Annotated in this window: 18 protein-coding genes and 1 pseudogene; 6 read left to right on the plus strand and 13 right to left on the minus strand. The window is 72.0% G+C overall.

Annotated elements, in window-relative coordinates; translation table 11 throughout:
- Positions 1-54: 54 nt before the first annotated feature.
- Positions 55-222 carry a DUF3117 domain-containing protein gene (locus tag F7R91_RS11135; protein ID WP_003966491.1) on the minus strand — a complete coding sequence of 56 codons (168 nt, stop codon included), beginning with the start codon at positions 220-222 and terminating at the stop codon, positions 55-57.
- Positions 223-365: 143 nt separating this feature from the next.
- Positions 366-530, minus strand: coding sequence for a hypothetical protein (locus F7R91_RS41955; protein ID WP_161066389.1), 165 nt, complete (start codon positions 528-530; stop codon positions 366-368).
- Positions 531-596: 66 nt separating this feature from the next.
- Here F7R91_RS41955 and chcB point away from each other — a divergent pair, with 66 nt between their 5' ends.
- Positions 597-1,400 (plus strand): 2-cyclohexenylcarbonyl CoA isomerase, encoded by an 804-nt coding sequence (chcB, locus tag F7R91_RS11140; protein ID WP_150947137.1) that lies wholly within the window; start codon positions 597-599, stop codon positions 1,398-1,400.
- Between the two features lie 92 nt (positions 1,401-1,492).
- On the opposite strand, the gene F7R91_RS11145 is transcribed toward chcB, so the two are convergent.
- Positions 1,493-2,074, minus strand: coding sequence for a DNA-3-methyladenine glycosylase I (locus F7R91_RS11145; protein WP_150947139.1), 582 nt, complete (start codon positions 2,072-2,074; stop codon positions 1,493-1,495).
- Positions 2,071-2,442, minus strand: a complete 372-nt coding sequence (locus F7R91_RS11150) for a DivIVA domain-containing protein (protein ID WP_150947500.1) — start codon at positions 2,440-2,442, stop codon at positions 2,071-2,073. The genes F7R91_RS11145 and F7R91_RS11150 overlap by 4 nt, the downstream gene beginning before the upstream one ends.
- Before the next feature lie 144 nt (positions 2,443-2,586).
- Between F7R91_RS11150 and folP the strand changes: the two genes are divergently transcribed.
- Entirely contained in the window at positions 2,587-3,447 is an 861-nt protein-coding gene (folP, locus tag F7R91_RS11155) for a dihydropteroate synthase (RefSeq protein ID WP_150947140.1), read from the plus strand.
- A 39-nt stretch (positions 3,448-3,486) separates the two neighbouring features.
- Here the strand turns inward: folP and F7R91_RS11160 are convergent, their stop codons facing one another.
- Both F7R91_RS11160 and dapE read right to left on the minus strand, forming a co-directional pair.
- A complete protein-coding gene (locus F7R91_RS11160) occupies positions 3,487-4,245 on the minus strand; it encodes an LOG family protein (protein ID WP_150947142.1) in 759 nt (252 codons plus the stop codon).
- Positions 4,246-4,356: 111 nt separating this feature from the next.
- Positions 4,357-5,436, minus strand: a complete 1,080-nt coding sequence (gene dapE, locus F7R91_RS11165; protein WP_150947145.1) for a succinyl-diaminopimelate desuccinylase — start codon at positions 5,434-5,436, stop codon at positions 4,357-4,359.
- 82 nt (positions 5,437-5,518) lie between these two features.
- Between dapE and F7R91_RS11170 the strand changes: the two genes are divergently transcribed.
- A complete protein-coding gene (locus F7R91_RS11170) occupies positions 5,519-6,526 on the plus strand; it encodes a heavy metal transporter (protein WP_150947146.1) in 1,008 nt (335 codons plus the stop codon).
- A gap of 325 nt (positions 6,527-6,851) precedes the next feature.
- Positions 6,852-7,268 (plus strand): ATP-binding protein, encoded by a 417-nt coding sequence (locus F7R91_RS11175; RefSeq protein ID WP_150947148.1) that lies wholly within the window; start codon positions 6,852-6,854, stop codon positions 7,266-7,268.
- 163 nt (positions 7,269-7,431) lie between these two features.
- On the opposite strand, the gene F7R91_RS11180 is transcribed toward F7R91_RS11175, so the two are convergent.
- The gene (locus F7R91_RS11180; RefSeq protein ID WP_150947150.1) at positions 7,432-8,526 is read right to left on the minus strand and encodes a bifunctional succinyldiaminopimelate transaminase/glutamate-prephenate aminotransferase; all 1,095 of its coding nucleotides are present in this window, start codon (positions 8,524-8,526) and stop codon (positions 7,432-7,434) included.
- 121 nt (positions 8,527-8,647) lie between these two features.
- Positions 8,648-8,968 (minus strand): ferredoxin, encoded by a 321-nt coding sequence (gene fdxA / locus F7R91_RS11185; protein WP_150947152.1) that lies wholly within the window; start codon positions 8,966-8,968, stop codon positions 8,648-8,650.
- Between the two features lie 140 nt (positions 8,969-9,108).
- Here fdxA and F7R91_RS11190 point away from each other — a divergent pair, with 140 nt between their 5' ends.
- Complete coding sequence (locus F7R91_RS11190) at positions 9,109-10,194, plus strand: GNAT family N-acetyltransferase (protein WP_150947154.1); 1,086 nt, start codon at positions 9,109-9,111, stop codon at positions 10,192-10,194.
- A gap of 17 nt (positions 10,195-10,211) precedes the next feature.
- Positions 10,212-11,063: a transglutaminase family protein gene (locus tag F7R91_RS11195; protein ID WP_150947156.1), complete on the plus strand. Its 852-nt coding sequence runs from the start codon at positions 10,212-10,214 to the stop codon at positions 11,061-11,063.
- Position 11,064: 1 nt separating this feature from the next.
- On the opposite strand, the pseudogene F7R91_RS42625 reads toward F7R91_RS11195, so the two are convergent.
- The 5 genes and pseudogenes from F7R91_RS42625 to F7R91_RS11225 form a co-directional block, all read right to left on the minus strand.
- Positions 11,065-11,447 (minus strand): annotated as a pseudogene (locus F7R91_RS42625) (sensor histidine kinase); the annotation flags it as partial.
- Between the two features lie 52 nt (positions 11,448-11,499).
- A complete protein-coding gene (locus F7R91_RS11205; protein WP_191971438.1) occupies positions 11,500-13,806 on the minus strand; it encodes a hypothetical protein in 2,307 nt (768 codons plus the stop codon).
- 156 nt (positions 13,807-13,962) lie between these two features.
- On the minus strand, positions 13,963-14,373 hold the full coding sequence (locus F7R91_RS11215) for a DUF6113 family protein (RefSeq protein ID WP_150947162.1): 411 nt from the start codon (positions 14,371-14,373) through the stop codon (positions 13,963-13,965).
- Positions 14,370-15,236 (minus strand): N-acetyl-1-D-myo-inositol-2-amino-2-deoxy-alpha-D-glucopyranoside deacetylase, encoded by an 867-nt coding sequence (mshB, locus tag F7R91_RS11220; protein WP_150947164.1) that lies wholly within the window; start codon positions 15,234-15,236, stop codon positions 14,370-14,372. Before mshB ends, F7R91_RS11215 begins: the two co-directional genes overlap by 4 nt.
- Positions 15,237-15,277: 41 nt before the next feature.
- Complete coding sequence (locus tag F7R91_RS11225; RefSeq protein WP_150947166.1) at positions 15,278-15,472, minus strand: hypothetical protein; 195 nt, start codon at positions 15,470-15,472, stop codon at positions 15,278-15,280.
- Positions 15,473-15,483 lie beyond the last annotated feature (11 nt).

Below are 15,483 nucleotides of genomic sequence, written 5' to 3' on the forward strand. Positions count from 1 at the left end.
CCGGCATTCCACGGGGGATGCCGGGGTCACCGAAAGGGTATGGTCGCTTCCGCGTCAGCCGACGACCTTCTTGAGGGCGTCGCCGAGCGCGTCGGCCTCGTCAGGGGTCAGCTCGACGACGAGCCGACCGCCGCCTTCGAGCGGAACGCGCATGACGATGCCCCGCCCCTCCTTGGTCACCTCGAGCGGGCCGTCGCCCGTCCGCGGCTTCATGGCCGCCATGCTCGTTCCCCTTCCTGAAACCAGCTCATCGTCAAAGCCGACGGCCCTGGTGGGCACGCGAGTCCTGCGGGGACGCGCGACACCGGCATCGAACACATTGCTTCCAAGCCATTATCCCGCATCTCAGGACCCGATGACCAACATCAGTCGGCATCGCTTGGGCAACGCACGCGAGCAAAACCACCCAATTCGGCGATGTGACTGCGATACTGCGCGACCGCGACGACTTCCGCCGGCCGGATGGAGTCCGGAATTCTTTGACGCAGGTCACACGTACGGTCCGGTCCGCCGCCGGTGATCTCCGCCATGCTGTCCTTCGGAGACAGGGACGTACCGACTGGTACGCCGAGCCGCGACACCGGAGGGGATACGCCATGGCCGACACCGTGCTCTACGAGGTGCGCGACGGGCTCGCAACGATCACGCTGAACCGCCCCGAGGCGATGAACGCGCTGAACGTCGCCGCCAAGGTCGCCCTCCGGGACGCGGTCCAGTCCGCTGCGGCCGACGACGCCGTACGGGCGGTACTGCTGACCGCCGCCGGCGAGCGGGCGTTCTGCGTCGGGCAGGACCTCAAGGAGCACATCGGGCTGCTGGCCGCCGACCGGGAGGCCGGCACGGGCCAGACGATGACCACGGTGCGGGAGCACTACAACCCGATCGCGAAGGCGCTGACGGAGATGCGGAAGCCCGTGGTGGCCGGGGTGAACGGGGTCGCGGCGGGGGCCGGCTTCGGCTTCGCGCTGGCCGCGGACTACCGGGTGGTGGCGGACACGGCGGCCTTCAACACGTCGTTCGCGGGGGTCGCGCTGAGCGCGGACTCCGGGATCTCCTGGACGCTGCCGCGGGTCGTGGGGCCCGGGCGCGCCGCCGACCTGCTGATGTTCCCGCGGAGCATCAAGGCGCAGGAGGCGTACGAGCTGGGGATCGCGAGCCGGCTCGTGCCGGCCGCCGAGCTGCACGGCGAGGCGGAGAAGGTGGCACGGACGCTGGCCGAGGGGCCGACGGTGGCGTACGGGGCGATCAAGGAGGCGATGGCGTTCGGGATGTCGCACTCCCTGGAGGAGACGCTGGCGAAGGAGGACGAGCTGCAGACTCGGGCGGGGGCGTCCGAGGACCACGCGATCGCGGTTCAGGCCTTCGTCAACAAGGAGAAGCCGAAGTATTTGGGCCGCTGAGTCGGGGGCGGAGGCGTCGTCGGGGGCTGCGGGTCCGTCGTGGCCGGCCGCGCCCATACGGCGGAACCGCAGATCGACACAGCCCCGCGCCCCTAAAGGGCGCTTCTCGCCACGCACGCATCCAGGTGGTCGTCCACCAGTCCGCACGCCTGCATCAGTGCGTATGCCGTCGTCGGGCCGACGAAGCGCAGGCCCCGCTTCTTGAGGGCCTTGGACAGGGTCGTCGACTCGGGGGTGACCGCCGGGATGTCCGCGAGGGTCTTCGGGGCCGGTCCCGTGGTGGGTGCGTGGGACCAGATCAGCTCGTCCAGTTCGCCCGGCGCCCAGTCGGCCAGCACGCGCGCGTTGGCGAGCGTTGCGTCGATCTTGGCTCGATTGCGGATGATGCCGGCATCGGTGAGCAGGCGCTCGCGGTCGTCGTCCGTGAAGGCGGCGACCTTGGCGATCTCGAAGTCGGCGAAGGCGGCGCGGAAGCCCGGGCGGCGGCGCAGGATCGTGATCCAGGACAGGCCGGACTGGAAGGCCTCCAGGCTGAGGCGCTCGAAGAGCGCGTCGTCGCCGTGGACCGGGCGGCCCCACTCCTCGTCGTGGTAGGTCACATACTCCGCGGTGGACAGGGCCCAGGGGCAGCGCAGCGCGCCGTCCGGACCGGCGAGGGCGGCGCCGTCGCTCACTGCTGCTCCCCCTGGGGGCGCCACTGCCGGTCCTCGGGGGCGGGCTTCTCCATGGAGACATGGGGTGCGGCCTGCGCGCCGGCCAGCGCGGACTCCAGGTCGGCGATGCGGGCGTCGCGCTCGGCGAGTTCGGCGCCGAGGCGGCTGAGGGCGTCGTCGACGTCCGCCATGCGGTAGCCGCGGGCGGCGAGCGGGAAGCGCAGCCTGTCGATGTCCTCGCGGTCCAGCGGGCGGTCCGGCGGCAAGGGGTCCTGAAGCCGCTCGGGGGCGGCCTCCGGCAGCGGGCCGTCGCCGTCGCCGCCGCCCACCACGGCGAGCGTCACCGCGGCGACGACCACGGCGAGCGCGACGACCAGGAACAAGAACATAACCATCGCTGAGGTCCCCACCGGTCGGATGTGTCGGAGTCGAAACTGTCAGGCTCCGATCGTGCCATGCGAGTCTGACAGTTAGGGTCGCAGGCGGCCGAGGAACCGGCCTTGCGCAGGTCGTACTAGGAGAGGTCACAGGGGATGCTCAGGCTGGGCGGACGCGCGTTCGAGGCGCATGAGCCGGTGATCATGGCGATCGTGAACCGTACCCCGGACTCCTTCTACGACCAGGGCGCGACCTTCCGCGACGAGCCCGCCCTCGCGCGCGTGGAGCAGGCGGTGGCGGAGGGCGCGGCCATCATCGACATCGGCGGGGTCAAGGCCGGCCCGGGCGACGAGGTGAGCGCCGAGGAGGAGGCGCGGCGGACGGTCGGGTTCGTGGCGGAGGTGCGGCGGCGCTTCCCCGAGGTCGTCATCAGCGTGGACACCTGGCGGCACGAGGTCGGCGAGGCCGTGTGCGAGGCGGGCGCGGATCTGCTGAACGACGCGTGGGGCGGCGTCGATCCACGTCTCGCGGAGGTCGCCGCGCGGTACGGAGCGGGCCTGGTGTGCACGCACGCCGGGGGCGCCGAGCCCAGGACGCGGCCGCACCGGGTGACGTACGACGACGTCATGGCCGACATCCTGAGGGTGACCCTGGGCCTGGCCGAGCGGGCGGTTTCGCTGGGCGTGCCCCGGGAGTCGGTGCTGATCGACCCCGGACACGACTTCGGGAAGAACACCCGGCACAGCCTGGAGGCGACGCGGCGGCTGGACGAGATGGTGGCGACCGGCTGGCCGGTGCTGGTGTCCCTGTCCAACAAGGACTTCGTCGGCGAGACGCTGGACCGGCCCGTGAAGGAGCGAGTCGTCGGGACGCTGGCGACGACCGCGGTGTCCGCGTGGCTCGGGGCGCAGGTGTACCGGGTGCACGAGGTGGCGGAGACGCGGCAGGTGCTGGACATGGTGGCGTCGATCGCGGGCCGCCGCCCGCCGGCGGTGGCCCGCCGGGGGCTGGCGTAATTCCGGGAGCCGGCCCCTTGGGGGAGAGAGAGGACGGCCTCAGCGGCCCGCCTCCTTCGACACCAGCGCCACGGCTTCGTCCACATCGTCCGTGACGTGGAACAGGAGCAGGTCCTTCTCCGAGGCCTTGCCCTGGGCCACGAGCGTGTTGCTGAGCCAGTCGATCAGGCCGCCCCAGTACGCGCTGCCGAAGAGGACGATGGGGAAGCGGGTGACCTTCTGGGTCTGGACCAGGGTGAGGGCCTCGAAGAGTTCGTCGAGAGTGCCCAGACCGCCAGGAAGTACGACAAACCCTTGCGCGTACTTCACAAACATCATTTTCCGCACAAAGAAGTAGCGGAAGTTGAGGCCGATGTCGACGTAAGGGTTCAGGCCCTGCTCGAAGGGGAGCTCGATACCCAGGCCGACCGAGATGCCCTTCGCCTCGCACGCACCCTTGTTGGCCGCCTCCATGGCCCCGGGCCCGCCGCCGGTGATCACGGCGAAGCCGGCCTGCACCAGGCCCCGGCCGAGGCGCACGCCCGCGTCGTACTCGGGCGAGTCCACCGGCGTACGCGCCGAGCCGAACACGCTGATCGCGGCCGGGAGTTCGGCGAGGGTGCCGAAACCCTCGATGAACTCCGACTGGATCCGCAGCACCCGCCAGGGGTCCGTGTGGACCCAGTCCGTCGGGCCGCCCGCGTCCAGCAGCCGCTGGTCCGTCGTGCTCGCCTGCACCTGGCCGCGCCTGCGAAGGACCGGTCCCAGGCGCTGCTCCTCCGGTGGCCGCTTCTTGCCCTCGGGGTCCCCGGTAGCCATGTGCGCTCCCTCCGCTCGCGGGTCTTTCCACCTCAGCGTAGATCTACGCCGGTTACGCAGGGGGGACGCCCGTGTGTCCGCCATGGAGCGGCGGCGGGCACATCCCCGCCGTCAGGCCGTCAGCCAGGCCCTCAGCCGCTCCTCCGCCTCGGGGACGAGGGACGCTTTGACCCGTTCGTCCACTTTGTGGGCCAGGAGTTGAGCTCCGGGGCCGTAGTTCACCGCCGGCACCCCCAGCGCGCTGAAGCGGGCGACGTCGGTCCAGCCGAACTTGGGGCGGGCCTCGCCGCCGACGGAGGCCATGAAGGCCGCCGCGGCCGGGTGGGTCAGCCCGGGGCGGGCACCGCCGGTGTGGTCGTCGACGACGAACTCGTCCACGCCGCAGTCCGCGAAGTACTCGCGTACGAAGGCCTCGGCCTCCTCCTCGCTGCGGTCCGGCGCGTAGCGGAAGTTGACGACGAGCGTGCAGGCGTCGGGGATGACGTTGTTGGCCACGCCCGCCTCGATACGGACGGCGTTGAGGCCCTCATGGAACTGAAGGCCGTCGACGACCGGCTTGCGCGGCTCGTACGCGGCCAGCTTGGCGAGGGCCGGCGCGGCGGCGTGGATCGCATTGGAGCCCATCCACGCACGCGCGGAGTGCGCGCGCTCCCCCCTGAACTTCAGGAACACCCTCAGCGTGCCCTGGCAGCCGCCCTCCACCTGACCGTCCGTCGGTTCCAGCAGCACCGCGAAGTCGCCCCGCAGCCACTCCGGATGGGCCTGCGAAACATGCTTCAGGCCGTTCAGGTCCGCGGCGACCTCCTCGTTGTCGTAGAAGACGAAGGTCAGGTCGCGGTTGGGGGCCGGGACCGTCGCCGCGAGGCGCAGCTGCACCGCCACCCCCGACTTCATGTCGCAGGTGCCGCAGCCCCAGAGCACGCCGTCCTCGTCCAGCCGGGACGGCAGATTGCCCGCGACCGGGACCGTGTCGATGTGCCCGGCCAGAATCACCCGCTCGGTCCGGCCCAGGTTCGTACGGGCCACGACGTTGTTGCCGTACCGGTCGACCGTCAGGTGGGGAAGGGCGCGCAGGGCGGCCTCGATGGCATCCGCGAGCGGCTTCTCGGTGCCGCTCTCCGAGGGGAAGTCGACGAGCTGCGCGGTGAGCCTCGCAGCGTCCAGCGTGAGGTCAAGCGGGGTATCGGCCATGGCGTCGACCCTAACGCCCGCGAGGACGGCCGTCCTTTCCCGACCGGCACCGGGGCCGCATACTCTCCAGTACCTTGTACGGATGCCAGAGCCGTCCCCCGCCTCTCCCGGGCGTCGCCGCGGCCGCCTCTTCCGATTCGGGGCGGCCCTCGTGGTCCTGCTGTCCGTCGCCGGTTACCTCGCGGTGCAGTACATCACCGGAGGCACGGGGGCGCGGGGCTGCAAGGTCGTGTCGGGCAGAGCGGACGACGCCGTGTACGAGTTCACCCCGGAGCAGGCGGCGAACGCGGCGACCATCGCGGCCGTGGGCACCGGGCGGGATCTGCCCGAGCGGGCCGTCACGATCGCGCTCGCGACCTCGCTCCAGGAGTCGGGGCTGCGCAACATCGGCCATGGTGACCGTGACTCGCTCGGGCTGTTCCAGCAGCGGCCCTCGCAGGGCTGGGGCACGGAGAAGCAGATCATGGACCCGACGTACGCGGCGGACATCTTCTACGAGCACCTGGTCAAGGTGCGCGGCTACACGAAGCTCCCGCTCACGGTCGCCGCACAGCGTGTGCAGCGCAGCGGCTATCCGACGGCGTACGCGAAGCACGAGCCGGACGCCACGCTGCTCTCCGCCGCCCTGACCGGCACCTCGGCGGCCACACTGACCTGCGACGGCCGCCCGGCCGCCACATCGGCCGCGGGACCGGACGCGGTGCGGTCCGCGCTCGTACGGGACTTCGGACGGGATGTGCTGGAGCCGGCCGGCGCGGCGGTGAGCGGCGCGGGGTCGACGCCTTCGCCGGCGTCCACACCCTCCGCGAGCGAGGACGAAAGCGGGAGTGGGAGCGGCGGACGGACCGTGATCCTGCCCGTCACCGGAGACAAGGGCGGCGGCAAGGGTGATCCCGCGGACCGCAGCCTGCGGCAGCGCGGCTGGCAGCTGGCGCACTGGGCGGTGGCCAACGCCTCCGCGCTGCACATCCAGCGCGTCACGTACGGCGGGCGGCAGTGGACCGCCGGGAACACCGACAGCCAGTGGCGGCCGGCGAAGGCGGCGGCCGGGTCGGACGCGGGGGCGGTCCGGATCCTGACCGCGCAGTAGTGCGGGCGATCACCCTCAGGGGTGGTGCGGGCGGTGCTCGGGCGGCGGGGTGCGCAGGTTTTCGTGCGGTCACCCCGGCGTGCGCGGGACGCCTTGCGCACACAGGGCTGTAAGGATTCGGCAGACTGTCGGACCGGGTGTTTTTGCCCGCATTCATCCGCAGCCGATAATGCGACGCATTGCCAACTCTTTACCTGGGGGCGCCGCAACCTTCGTGGGCTTCGAGCGGTAGTCACTGCGTCCGAGCCCGGACGATCAACCTCGGTCGATCAACTGCCGGGCGCGGGCAGACCGTTCATCGTTCTCTCCCCGTCGAAGGAGCAACATGTCCCTCCCCCTGACCCGCCGGATCGCCCGTGCCGCGCTGCTCGTCGCTGCTGGTGCGGCCGCCGGGGTCGGTGCGGCCGGCTCCGCGAGCGCGGCGCCGGACCTGTCGGCCGCCCCGAACCTCGGTGGGCTGACCGCCCTGGACGGGGCGCACGTCGCCGACACGGCCGACGGCGCGGCGCAGAATGTCACCGGTCTCGCGAGTGACGCCGGCGGCAAGGCGGTCAAGAAGGCGGTGCCGACCGCGGGCAAGACCGGTGGGAAGGTCGCGAAGCAGGCCGCGCCGGTGGTGCAGAAGGCCGCGGGGTCTGCGGCCGGGGCCGCCGGGGATGTCCTCGGTGATGCGGCGAAGTCGGCGACGAAGGGGTCGCTGCCGGCGGGGTCGCTGGGCAAGGGCGGGTTGCCGGTCGGCTAGTGCGGAGCGCTACGGCGGCGGGGTCCAGGGCATCCTGGGCCCCGCCGCCGTGTGTGCAGGCGATGTCTTGCGTGGGCAGGGGTGGGCCGTGTTCGGACCGTGCCCGGCGCTGCAGGCCGTGCCCACCCGTTCCGCCCTGCGGAACGACTGCCCACAGCAGCGGCTAGGCCAGCCTCTCCACGGCTGCCTGCACCCGTTCGTCCGTTGCTGTGATGGCCACGCGTACGAAGGTTTCTCCTGCCGGGCCGTAGAAGTCGCCCGGGGCGACCAGGATGCCCAGGTCGGCGAGGTGGGCGACCGTGGCCCAGCAGGGCTCGTCCCTGGTGGCCCACAGATAGAGGCCGGCCTCGCTGTGCTCGATGCGGAAGCCGTGGTTCAGCAGGGCCTCGCGCAGGGCCGTACGGCGGGCGGCGTACCGTTCCCGCTGCTCGCGGACGTGCGTGTCGTCGCCGAGGGCCGCGATCGCCGCCGCCTGGGTCGGAGCCGAGGCCATCATGCCGCCGTGCTTGCGGATCTCCAGCAGGGGGCCGAGGACCGCCGGGTCGCCGGCCAGGAAGGCCGCGCGGTAGCCCGCCAGGTTGGAGCGCTTGGACAGCGAGTGGACGGACACGATGCCCTCGTAGGAGCCACCGTTCACCTCGGGGTGCAGCACCGAGACCGGGTCCGCCGACCAGCCCAGCTCCAGGTAGCACTCGTCGGAGAAGAGCAGCACCCCGTGCTCGCGGGCCCAGGCCACGATCCGGGTCAGTTCCGCCTTGGACAGGACCTTGCCCGTGGGGTTCGACGGGGAGTTCAGCCAGAGGAGCCTCAGCCCCCGGGGGTCCAGGCCGGTGGGGTCGTCGTAGACCTCGTAGTCCGCGCGGGCGAGCCGGGCGCCGACCTCGTACGTCGGGTAGGCCAGGCGCGGGTAGGCGACCCGGTCGCCGGGGCCCAGGCCCAGCTGGGTCGGGAGCCAGGCGACCAGTTCCTTCGAGCCGACGATCGGCAGGACGTGCTTGTGCGTCACCCCGCGGGCGCCGAGACGGCGCTCCGCCCAGCCGGTGATCGCGTCGCGCAGCTCCGGCGTGCCCCAGACGGTCGGATAGCCCGGCGAGTCGGCGGCCGCGATCAGCGCCTTCTGGACCAGCTCGGGAACCGGGTCGACCGGGGTGCCGACGGACAGGTCGACGATGCCGCCCGGGTGGGCCGTGGCCGTCGCCTTGTACGGCACCAGCTTGTCCCAGGGGAAGGTGGGGAGACGGTCGGAGACTGCGGACACGGTTCAGGCTCACTTTCTCGTACGGCAGTGCTCGTACGGCAAACGCCTCGGCCCCGTACGGCGATCAAGGGCGATCCGGCCGTACGGGACCGAGGCGGCACGATGTGCGGGCCGCTTGGGATTACTCGGCCTGCGGCGGCAGCGCGGCGATGAGGGGGTGGTCGCGCTCGATCAGCCCCAGCTTGCTCGCACCGCCGGGAGAGCCGAGCTCGTCGAAGAACTCGACGTTCGCCTTGTAGTAGTCCTTCCACTCCTCCGGCACGTCGTCCTCGTAGAAGATCGCCTCGACCGGGCAGACCGGCTCACAGGCACCGCAGTCGACGCATTCGTCCGGGTGGATGTACAAGGACCGCTGGCCCTCGTAGATGCAGTCGACCGGGCACTCCTCGATGCACGCCTTGTCCTTGACGTCGACACAAGGCTGCGCGATGACGTAGGTCACGCTGTCGTTCCTCCTCGATTGGGCGCTGGCGGGCCTCCACAGGCTCCGCCGCCTGGCGCGCGGGAGCGCGGCGTCGTCGATGCCCGCCCCTAGTATCTCCGTTCTTGGGCATGATCCGAACAGGAGGGGTGAACCGACCTGTGGAAATCTCTGCGAGTGGCCGCCTCGTAGTCCGTATCACCGCTGCTGACGTGGGCAAACGGGTCTCCGTCCGGGCCCTGGTCGAACATGCGGCACCGGGTGAGAAGTTCACCGACACGGTCGGTGTTCTCACATCATGGGACAGCGGTGTGCTGGTGATCACACGGAAGGACGGGGAAAGCGTCCGCATTCCGGAATCCGTGCTGGTCGCGGGCAAGATCGTGCCGGCGGCACCGGCGCGTCGTCGGGGCCCGTCAGCCTCGTACGAGGAGCTGGCGCGGGTCGCCGCACGCGCCTGGCGGCCCGTGGAGAGTGAGCGGCTGGGCGAGTGGGAGCTGCGCGCCGCCGGCGGGTTCACCCGGCGGGCGAACTCGGTGCTGCCGCTCGGCGACCCCGGCCTGCCCCTCGACGAAGCGCTGACCGTCGTACGACGCTGGTACAGCGACCGTGGCCTGCCCGCCTACATCCAGACCGCGACCGGCGCCGAGGGCACTCAGGAACTGCTGTGCGCGGAGCTGGAGCGGCGCGGGTGGGTGCGGGAGGTGAGCGCCGAGCTGTGGATCGGGGCCCTGGCACCGGCAGCCGACGCCGGTGACGCCTCCGTGGTCGCCCTGTCGCGGACGGCGGACGAGGCGTGGCTGGCGCGCTACCAGCGCAAGGGGGTGAGCGAGGTGGCCCTGAAGGTGCTGGGAGGGGGGTCCCCCCGCTCGAGCGAAGCCGAGAGTGGGGGAGGGCCCTCGGTGTGGTTCGCGACCGTGCCGGGCGCCGAGCCGGGCGCGGCTCCCGCCGCGATCGGGCGGTGTGTCGTCGACGGGCGCTGGGCCTCCTTCGCCGCGGTCGAGGTCGATCCGGGGCAGCGGCGGCGGGGGCTGGCCACCGACGTGATGGCCGCGCTGGCCCGGCAGGCCCTCGACGAGGGCGCGTCGGCCGCATGGCTCCAGGTCGAGGAGGACAATGCGGGAGCGCGCGCGCTGTACGAGCGACTGGGCTTCGCGGCGCACCATGCGTACCACCACTACCGCGAACCGGGAAGTGCCGGAGCCGTCCGGGGAAATGCCGGTGTCGGCCGGTACCGATCGCCGTGAGAGGGCACGAGCCTGCTATGCGTCCCCCCTATCCCCCGCCGCCCGAACGCTCCGCCGAGCTGCGCAGGCGGTTCGCCGAAGAGGCGCGGTCCGAGCGGCCCGACCTGTCCACGCTGTGCCTGCTGCTGGGCGCGGAGGCCGACGGTGCGCTGGACGAGGCGGGCATGGACGCCGTCCAGATCGCACTGGACGAGCTCGCCGGACGGCTGCCGTTCCGGCCCGGCGGGCCGCGCTCCTGGGCGGTGGCGCTGCGGGAGCTGCTCGGCGAACGCTGCGGGTTTCGCGGCTCTGCCGCGGACTATCAGCGTCTTGAGTCCTCTTTGTTGCATCAGGTGCTGGTGCGGCGCAGGGGGCTGCCGATCCTGTTGTCGGTGGTGTGGATCGAGGTGGCGCGCAGGGCGGGGGCGCCGGTGTGCGGGGTGGCTCTGCCGGGGCACTTCGTCGTCGGGTTCGGGGCGGACGAGCAGCAGGTGCTCGCCGATCCGTTCGAAGGGGGGCGGGTGCTCAGCGCGGCCGACGCGGAGGTGCTGGTGGCCGGGGCCACGGGGGCGCCGTTGCATCCTTCGATGCTTGGTCCCGCGGAGCCGTTGGAGGTGATCGTGCGGATTCTGAACAACATCCGCGCGTGGGCGGCGATTCGGCCCGAGCGGTCGGATGTGTCGCTGTGGGCGGTGGAGTTGTCGCTGCTGCTGCCTTCGCATCCGGCGCGGTTGCGCTATGAGCGGGCGCAGTTGCTTGTGCAGCGGGGTGATTACGTCGGGGGTGCGGCCGAGCTCGATGCCTACGCGGAGGTGGTGGCTGCTGTGGACGAGCCTGCGGCGGAGAAGTTGCGGCGGCAGGCGTCAGCAGCGCGGGCGATGTTGAACTGAGAGCCAGGCGCAGCCGCTCCTCGTTGGCGGCGAGCTGGGCGGCGGCACCGCGGGCTTCGCGCAACTCCACCGTCGTACGGACGAGTTGGACGACTCCGCTCATTGCGAAGCCGATGAGGAGCACCAGCACGAGCAGGTTCAGGGCGTGGTCCTCGCCGACGTGCAGCCCGACGAGCAGCATCAGAGCGGCGGTTCCCGGGATCGCCCAGTAGGCCTTCCGCAGCGGGAGGGTCGCGCCGCAGGCGACGGAGACGTAGCAGTAGAGGCCGAGCCAGGACGAGCCGAGCGTGAGGCACAGCAGGGTCGCTAGCGCACCGAGGGCGACGATCAGGCCGCCGACGGCCTTCGGGGGAACGGGCCCGCGCCCATGTTCCGGAAGACCAGCGGTGTCCTTCCGGTACAACCACGCCGCGCCGCCCGCGAAGCCCCGCTCGGGTCAGCTCGGGTCGGTTTCGATGACCGCGGACCGGTCGGACTTGCTCATCAGCGCCAGACGCAGGGCGCCGTACACGTCCTCGACGGTGACTGCCGTCTTCTTGCCGTTGGCCCGGGTGATCAGCACATCGTCGAAGGTCTGGCCGTAGAGCCCCTTCAGCGCGGCCTCGTCGTAGTCGTCGACGAGCTTGCCGTCGACGGCCGTGACCCTGAGGAACTTCCACAGCGAGTTCTGCGGGCTGAAGGCGATCGAGTGCGCGGCGTCCGTCTGTACCGTGACATTGGCGGACATCGCGGGCTGCGCGAACTTCTTCATCATCCGGTCGACCTCGGCGTTCGAGACCGCCGGCTGCTTGGTGGTCGTCGCGACCGGTACCGCCGCGGATGTGCCGGTCTCCACCTGGGCGCGGTAGGCGTCCTCGACCGCCTGGGTCGACTTGTCGACGTCGATGCTCTTGCCCGCCTTGCCGTACACGGCGACGGCCTTCCCGGCCTCGAACTTGATCGTGCCGTCCTTCACCGACCCGGAGCCGCCGGCGGCGTCCGCCAGCTCGGCGTTCAGCTTCTCCTCGTCGACCGGCATGACCGGCTCCACGACCCGGTGGTTGCCGAACAGCGAGCCGATGACGGAGACCGGGTTGTAGTCGCTCTCCGCGGCCACGCGGACCGTTGCCTGGGTGTCGAACTGCAGCCCCGCCTGGTCCGGCTTGAGCGAGACGGTGTCGCCGCCGACCGACAGCTTCAGCGCCTTGTTCACCCGGTCGCCGAAGGCGTCGTCGAGCTTCTTGACCGCGTCGTCGCGCGTGCCGCCGCCGATGTCGACGCCGAGCACGGTGGTGCCCTTGGGCACGTCGGAGTGGTTCATCAGCAGCCCGGCGCCGTAGGCGAGACCGCCGAGGACGACCACGCCGCCGCCGAGCAGCACCAGCTTGTTGCGGCCCTTCTTTTTCTTCTTGGCCGAGGCGGCCGGGGGCACGTTCTGCGAGACCGGCTCGGGCAGCTTCGGCGGCGTGTGCGGCAGCGGCCCGTCGCCGCGGGCGCCCGGCCCGAACGGCGTGCCCTGAGCGGCGGCCGGCGGTACGACGGGGATGCCGCTGGTGACGGTGTGCCCGGAGACGTTGTCCGCGGCGGCACCGTAGCCGGGGGTGCCGGGACCGGGCTCGGGGGCGGGCTTCTGCGGAGTGAGGATCGCGGTGTCGTCGCTCAGGCCGCCGCCGGGGGCGCCGGCGGCGTGACCGCCGGGGCGGGGGGCGCCGGGGGGCGTGCCCGGGCCGCCGGGAACCGTGCCGGGTACGCCGGGCAGTGTGCTGGGTCCGGCGCCGACCGGTGGCGGCGCCAGCGGGCCGTCTCCCGTGACGGGGCCGCCGGTCGGGCCCGCGGGCCCCGGTCGGGGACCGTTCGGGCCGCCGAGGCCGTTCGGGCCGCCCTGACCGCCGTATCCGTTCTGGCCGTTCTGGGTGTTCTGTATGGGCTGGTCACCTATGCCGCCCTGGCCGCCTGCGCCGTTCTCCGAGAAGTACGGCAGGTCGTCGCGGCGCGGTTCGCCGGCACCCGGGCCCGTGCCGGGGCGTGGGCCGCCCGCGAGCGGGACCACGTTCAGCGCCTCGGTGACGTCGAAGGAGCCGGTGCCGCCGCCGTGTCCGGGGGCCACGGGCCCACCGGTGGCGCCGGGGAGCCCGGCGCCGTTCGTGCCGCCCGAGCGGGCCCCGCCCGGCAGGCCCATCGAGCCGACCACGCCACCGGGACGGCCGGCGTTCGGACGCGCACCGCCGGTGACACCCGCACCACCGGGAGCACCCGCACCCTTGGGAGCGCTCACACCGTTCGCGGTGCCCGCTCCGTTCGCGGTGCCCGGGGTCCCTGAAGCGGCGGGCGTACCGGCCCCGTTGGTGGCGCCGCCGCCCTGACTTCCCTTGCCCGGAGAGGACTTGCGGGGCGCGAACCAGTCGCTCGTCTTCTCCTCGGCCGTGCCCGCAGGCTCGGCGGGGGGCTCCACGGCGCCCGTGGGCGCGGCGGCACCGGACGTCGGCGGCTCGGACTCCGTGGTGTCGTCGGCGGAGACCTCCGCCTCGGCGACGGGCTTGCGGACGACAACCGGCGGAATGGGCCGCGATCCGGGGATGTTGATCCGGATCCGGGTCGTCAGCGTGGTCTCGGTCTTGCGTTCCTCCGGCTGCGCGGCCGGACGGCCCGCGTCCGCACCGGCCTCGGAAACCACGGGGGTTCCGTACGGCGGGGTCCCCGAGGGGTATGCGGCTCCGCCGCGCCCGTTGGGCCCGGAGGACGGAGTGTCAGTTTCACGACTCAAGGCAGGTTCTCCCGGTTGGCTCCACCGCCCGTTTCGACCTCTGTCGGGCGGCTCGGCGGCGCGCACCACCATACTGGCCACCTCTGGCGCGTATCCCATGACCGCCGGGGAAACCGGCACCGGACTCGCACGCGCGAGATATGGCGAAGTGGTACGTCACTTGCCAAGTCGGACGGTGTCTCCGTCCGGTTGCCGCCCCGGCCCAAGCGTGGCGCACATCACAGCTACGGCCATGCCTCCGAGCAGGAAGAGGTAGGAGCCGACTCCTGCGGCGAAGACGAAGTCGCCCTCCGGACGGCTGGTGGTGAGCAGGATGGCGGCAAGCATCCAGCCGCCCGCGGACGCGATGGACCCGCCCCGGCTGCGCGCGGCCCGCGCCGCCCCGAGGCACAGCCCGGCCTCGCCCGCGAGCGCGAGCAGCAGCCCGCCCGGGAACCAGCCCGCCTGCACCAGCGCCCCGGCCACGCCGACCAGCGCGCCGAGCACGAACAGCCCCAGGTAGGCGGCGATCCGTACGCCGGAGGGGCGCCGCAGCGGCTGGGCGAGCATCGAGCCGCGGTCGCTCATGACGCCTCCCCGATGCCGGCGAACAGGTCGGTCTCGCGGGCACCGTCGGGGCGCTCGCCGCGGACCAACTCGTAGTACTCGGTAGTGAGGACGGGCTGGGCGAGTTCGTTGGAGAGCACGAAGTACGGCCTGCCGGGCGCCACTTCGATCTGGGTGGCGTGCGCGCCCATGGCGGCGGTCTTGGCGGCGGTGTGCGCGGTGCCGTCGATCTCGGTGGTGATCCGCTCGTCGTCCACCACGCCCGGTACGTCGTCGAGCGTGGCCGTCCTGCCGAAGGGAAGGTCCGGCAGGTCCTTCAGGAGCCGGGCGAAGCCCTCCTCGGCGACGGAACGCGGAACACGGTTCCAGTAGACCTTGGGGATCTCCCAGCCGTCCGCGGCGGCCAGCTCCACGGCGCGCATCGCGACGCGGTGGGCCTGGATGTGGTCGGGGTGGCCGTAGCCGCCGTCGGGGTCGTAGGTGACGAGGACCTGGGGGCGTACCTCGCGGATCACCTCCGCAAGGAGCCGCGCGGCGTCGTCGGGATCGGCCTGCCAGAAGCAGCCGGGATCGTCGTTGTCGGCGAGGCCCATCATGCCCGAGTCGCCGTAGCGGCCCGCGCCGCCGAGCAGACGGAAGTCCTCGACGCCGAGCTCGCCCATCGCGGCCCTGAGTTCGCCCAGGCGGTGTGCGCCGAGGGCGGCACCGGTCAGATGGGCGAGACGCGGCGGAATGACCTCGCCCCGCTCGCCGAGCGTGCAGGTGACGAGCGTCACCCGGGCACCCTCGGCCGCGTACCTGGCCATGGTCGCGCCGTTGTTGATCGACTCGTCGTCCGGATGCGCGTGCACCAGCAGCAGACGACGGGCGGGCAGTTCCGTCATGTGCCCACCCTACGAGGCCAGGGCGGCGGTCCCCGGCGGGGTCAGAACTTGATGCTGCCGATCATGCCCGCGATGTTCGTCGTCAGCTCACTGATCGTCGGGGCGACCGTCGACGAGGCCAGGTAGAAGCCGAGGAGCATGCACACGACCGCATGCCCGCCCTTCAGACCCGACTTCTTGATCAACAAGAAGACGATGATCGCCAGCAGCACCACCGCCGAAATCGAGAGTGCCACGGCGGCTCACC

The organism is Streptomyces luteolifulvus (assembly GCF_008806595.1).
Taxonomy (GTDB): Bacteria; Actinomycetota; Actinomycetes; order Streptomycetales; family Streptomycetaceae; genus Streptomyces; species Streptomyces luteolifulvus.

Bases quoted from the DNA above. Each gene is read 5' to 3' on its own strand.
- F7R91_RS11175 (WP_150947148.1), top strand. From the start codon at position 6,852: ATGTCCCTCCCCCTGACCCGCCGGATCGCCCGTGCCGCGCTGCTCGTC.
- dapE (WP_150947145.1), bottom strand. From the start codon at position 5,436: ATGGCCGATACCCCGCTTGACCTCACGCTGGACGCTGCGAGGCTCACC.
- F7R91_RS11195 (WP_150947156.1), top strand. From the start codon at position 10,212: ATGCGTCCCCCCTATCCCCCGCCGCCCGAACGCTCCGCCGAGCTGCGC.
- mshB (WP_150947164.1), bottom strand. From the start codon at position 15,236: ATGACGGAACTGCCCGCCCGTCGTCTGCTGCTGGTGCACGCGCATCCG.
- F7R91_RS11135 (WP_003966491.1), bottom strand. From the start codon at position 222: ATGGCGGCCATGAAGCCGCGGACGGGCGACGGCCCGCTCGAGGTGACC.
- F7R91_RS11170 (WP_150947146.1), top strand. From the start codon at position 5,519: ATGCCAGAGCCGTCCCCCGCCTCTCCCGGGCGTCGCCGCGGCCGCCTC.
- F7R91_RS11215 (WP_150947162.1), bottom strand. From the start codon at position 14,373: ATGAGCGACCGCGGCTCGATGCTCGCCCAGCCGCTGCGGCGCCCCTCC.
- F7R91_RS41955 (WP_161066389.1), bottom strand. From the start codon at position 530: ATGGCGGAGATCACCGGCGGCGGACCGGACCGTACGTGTGACCTGCGT.
- F7R91_RS11150 (WP_150947500.1), bottom strand. From the start codon at position 2,442: ATGTTCTTGTTCCTGGTCGTCGCGCTCGCCGTGGTCGTCGCCGCGGTG.
- chcB (WP_150947137.1), top strand. From the start codon at position 597: ATGGCCGACACCGTGCTCTACGAGGTGCGCGACGGGCTCGCAACGATC.
- F7R91_RS11160 (WP_150947142.1), bottom strand. From the start codon at position 4,245: ATGGCTACCGGGGACCCCGAGGGCAAGAAGCGGCCACCGGAGGAGCAG.
- folP (WP_150947140.1), top strand. From the start codon at position 2,587: ATGCTCAGGCTGGGCGGACGCGCGTTCGAGGCGCATGAGCCGGTGATC.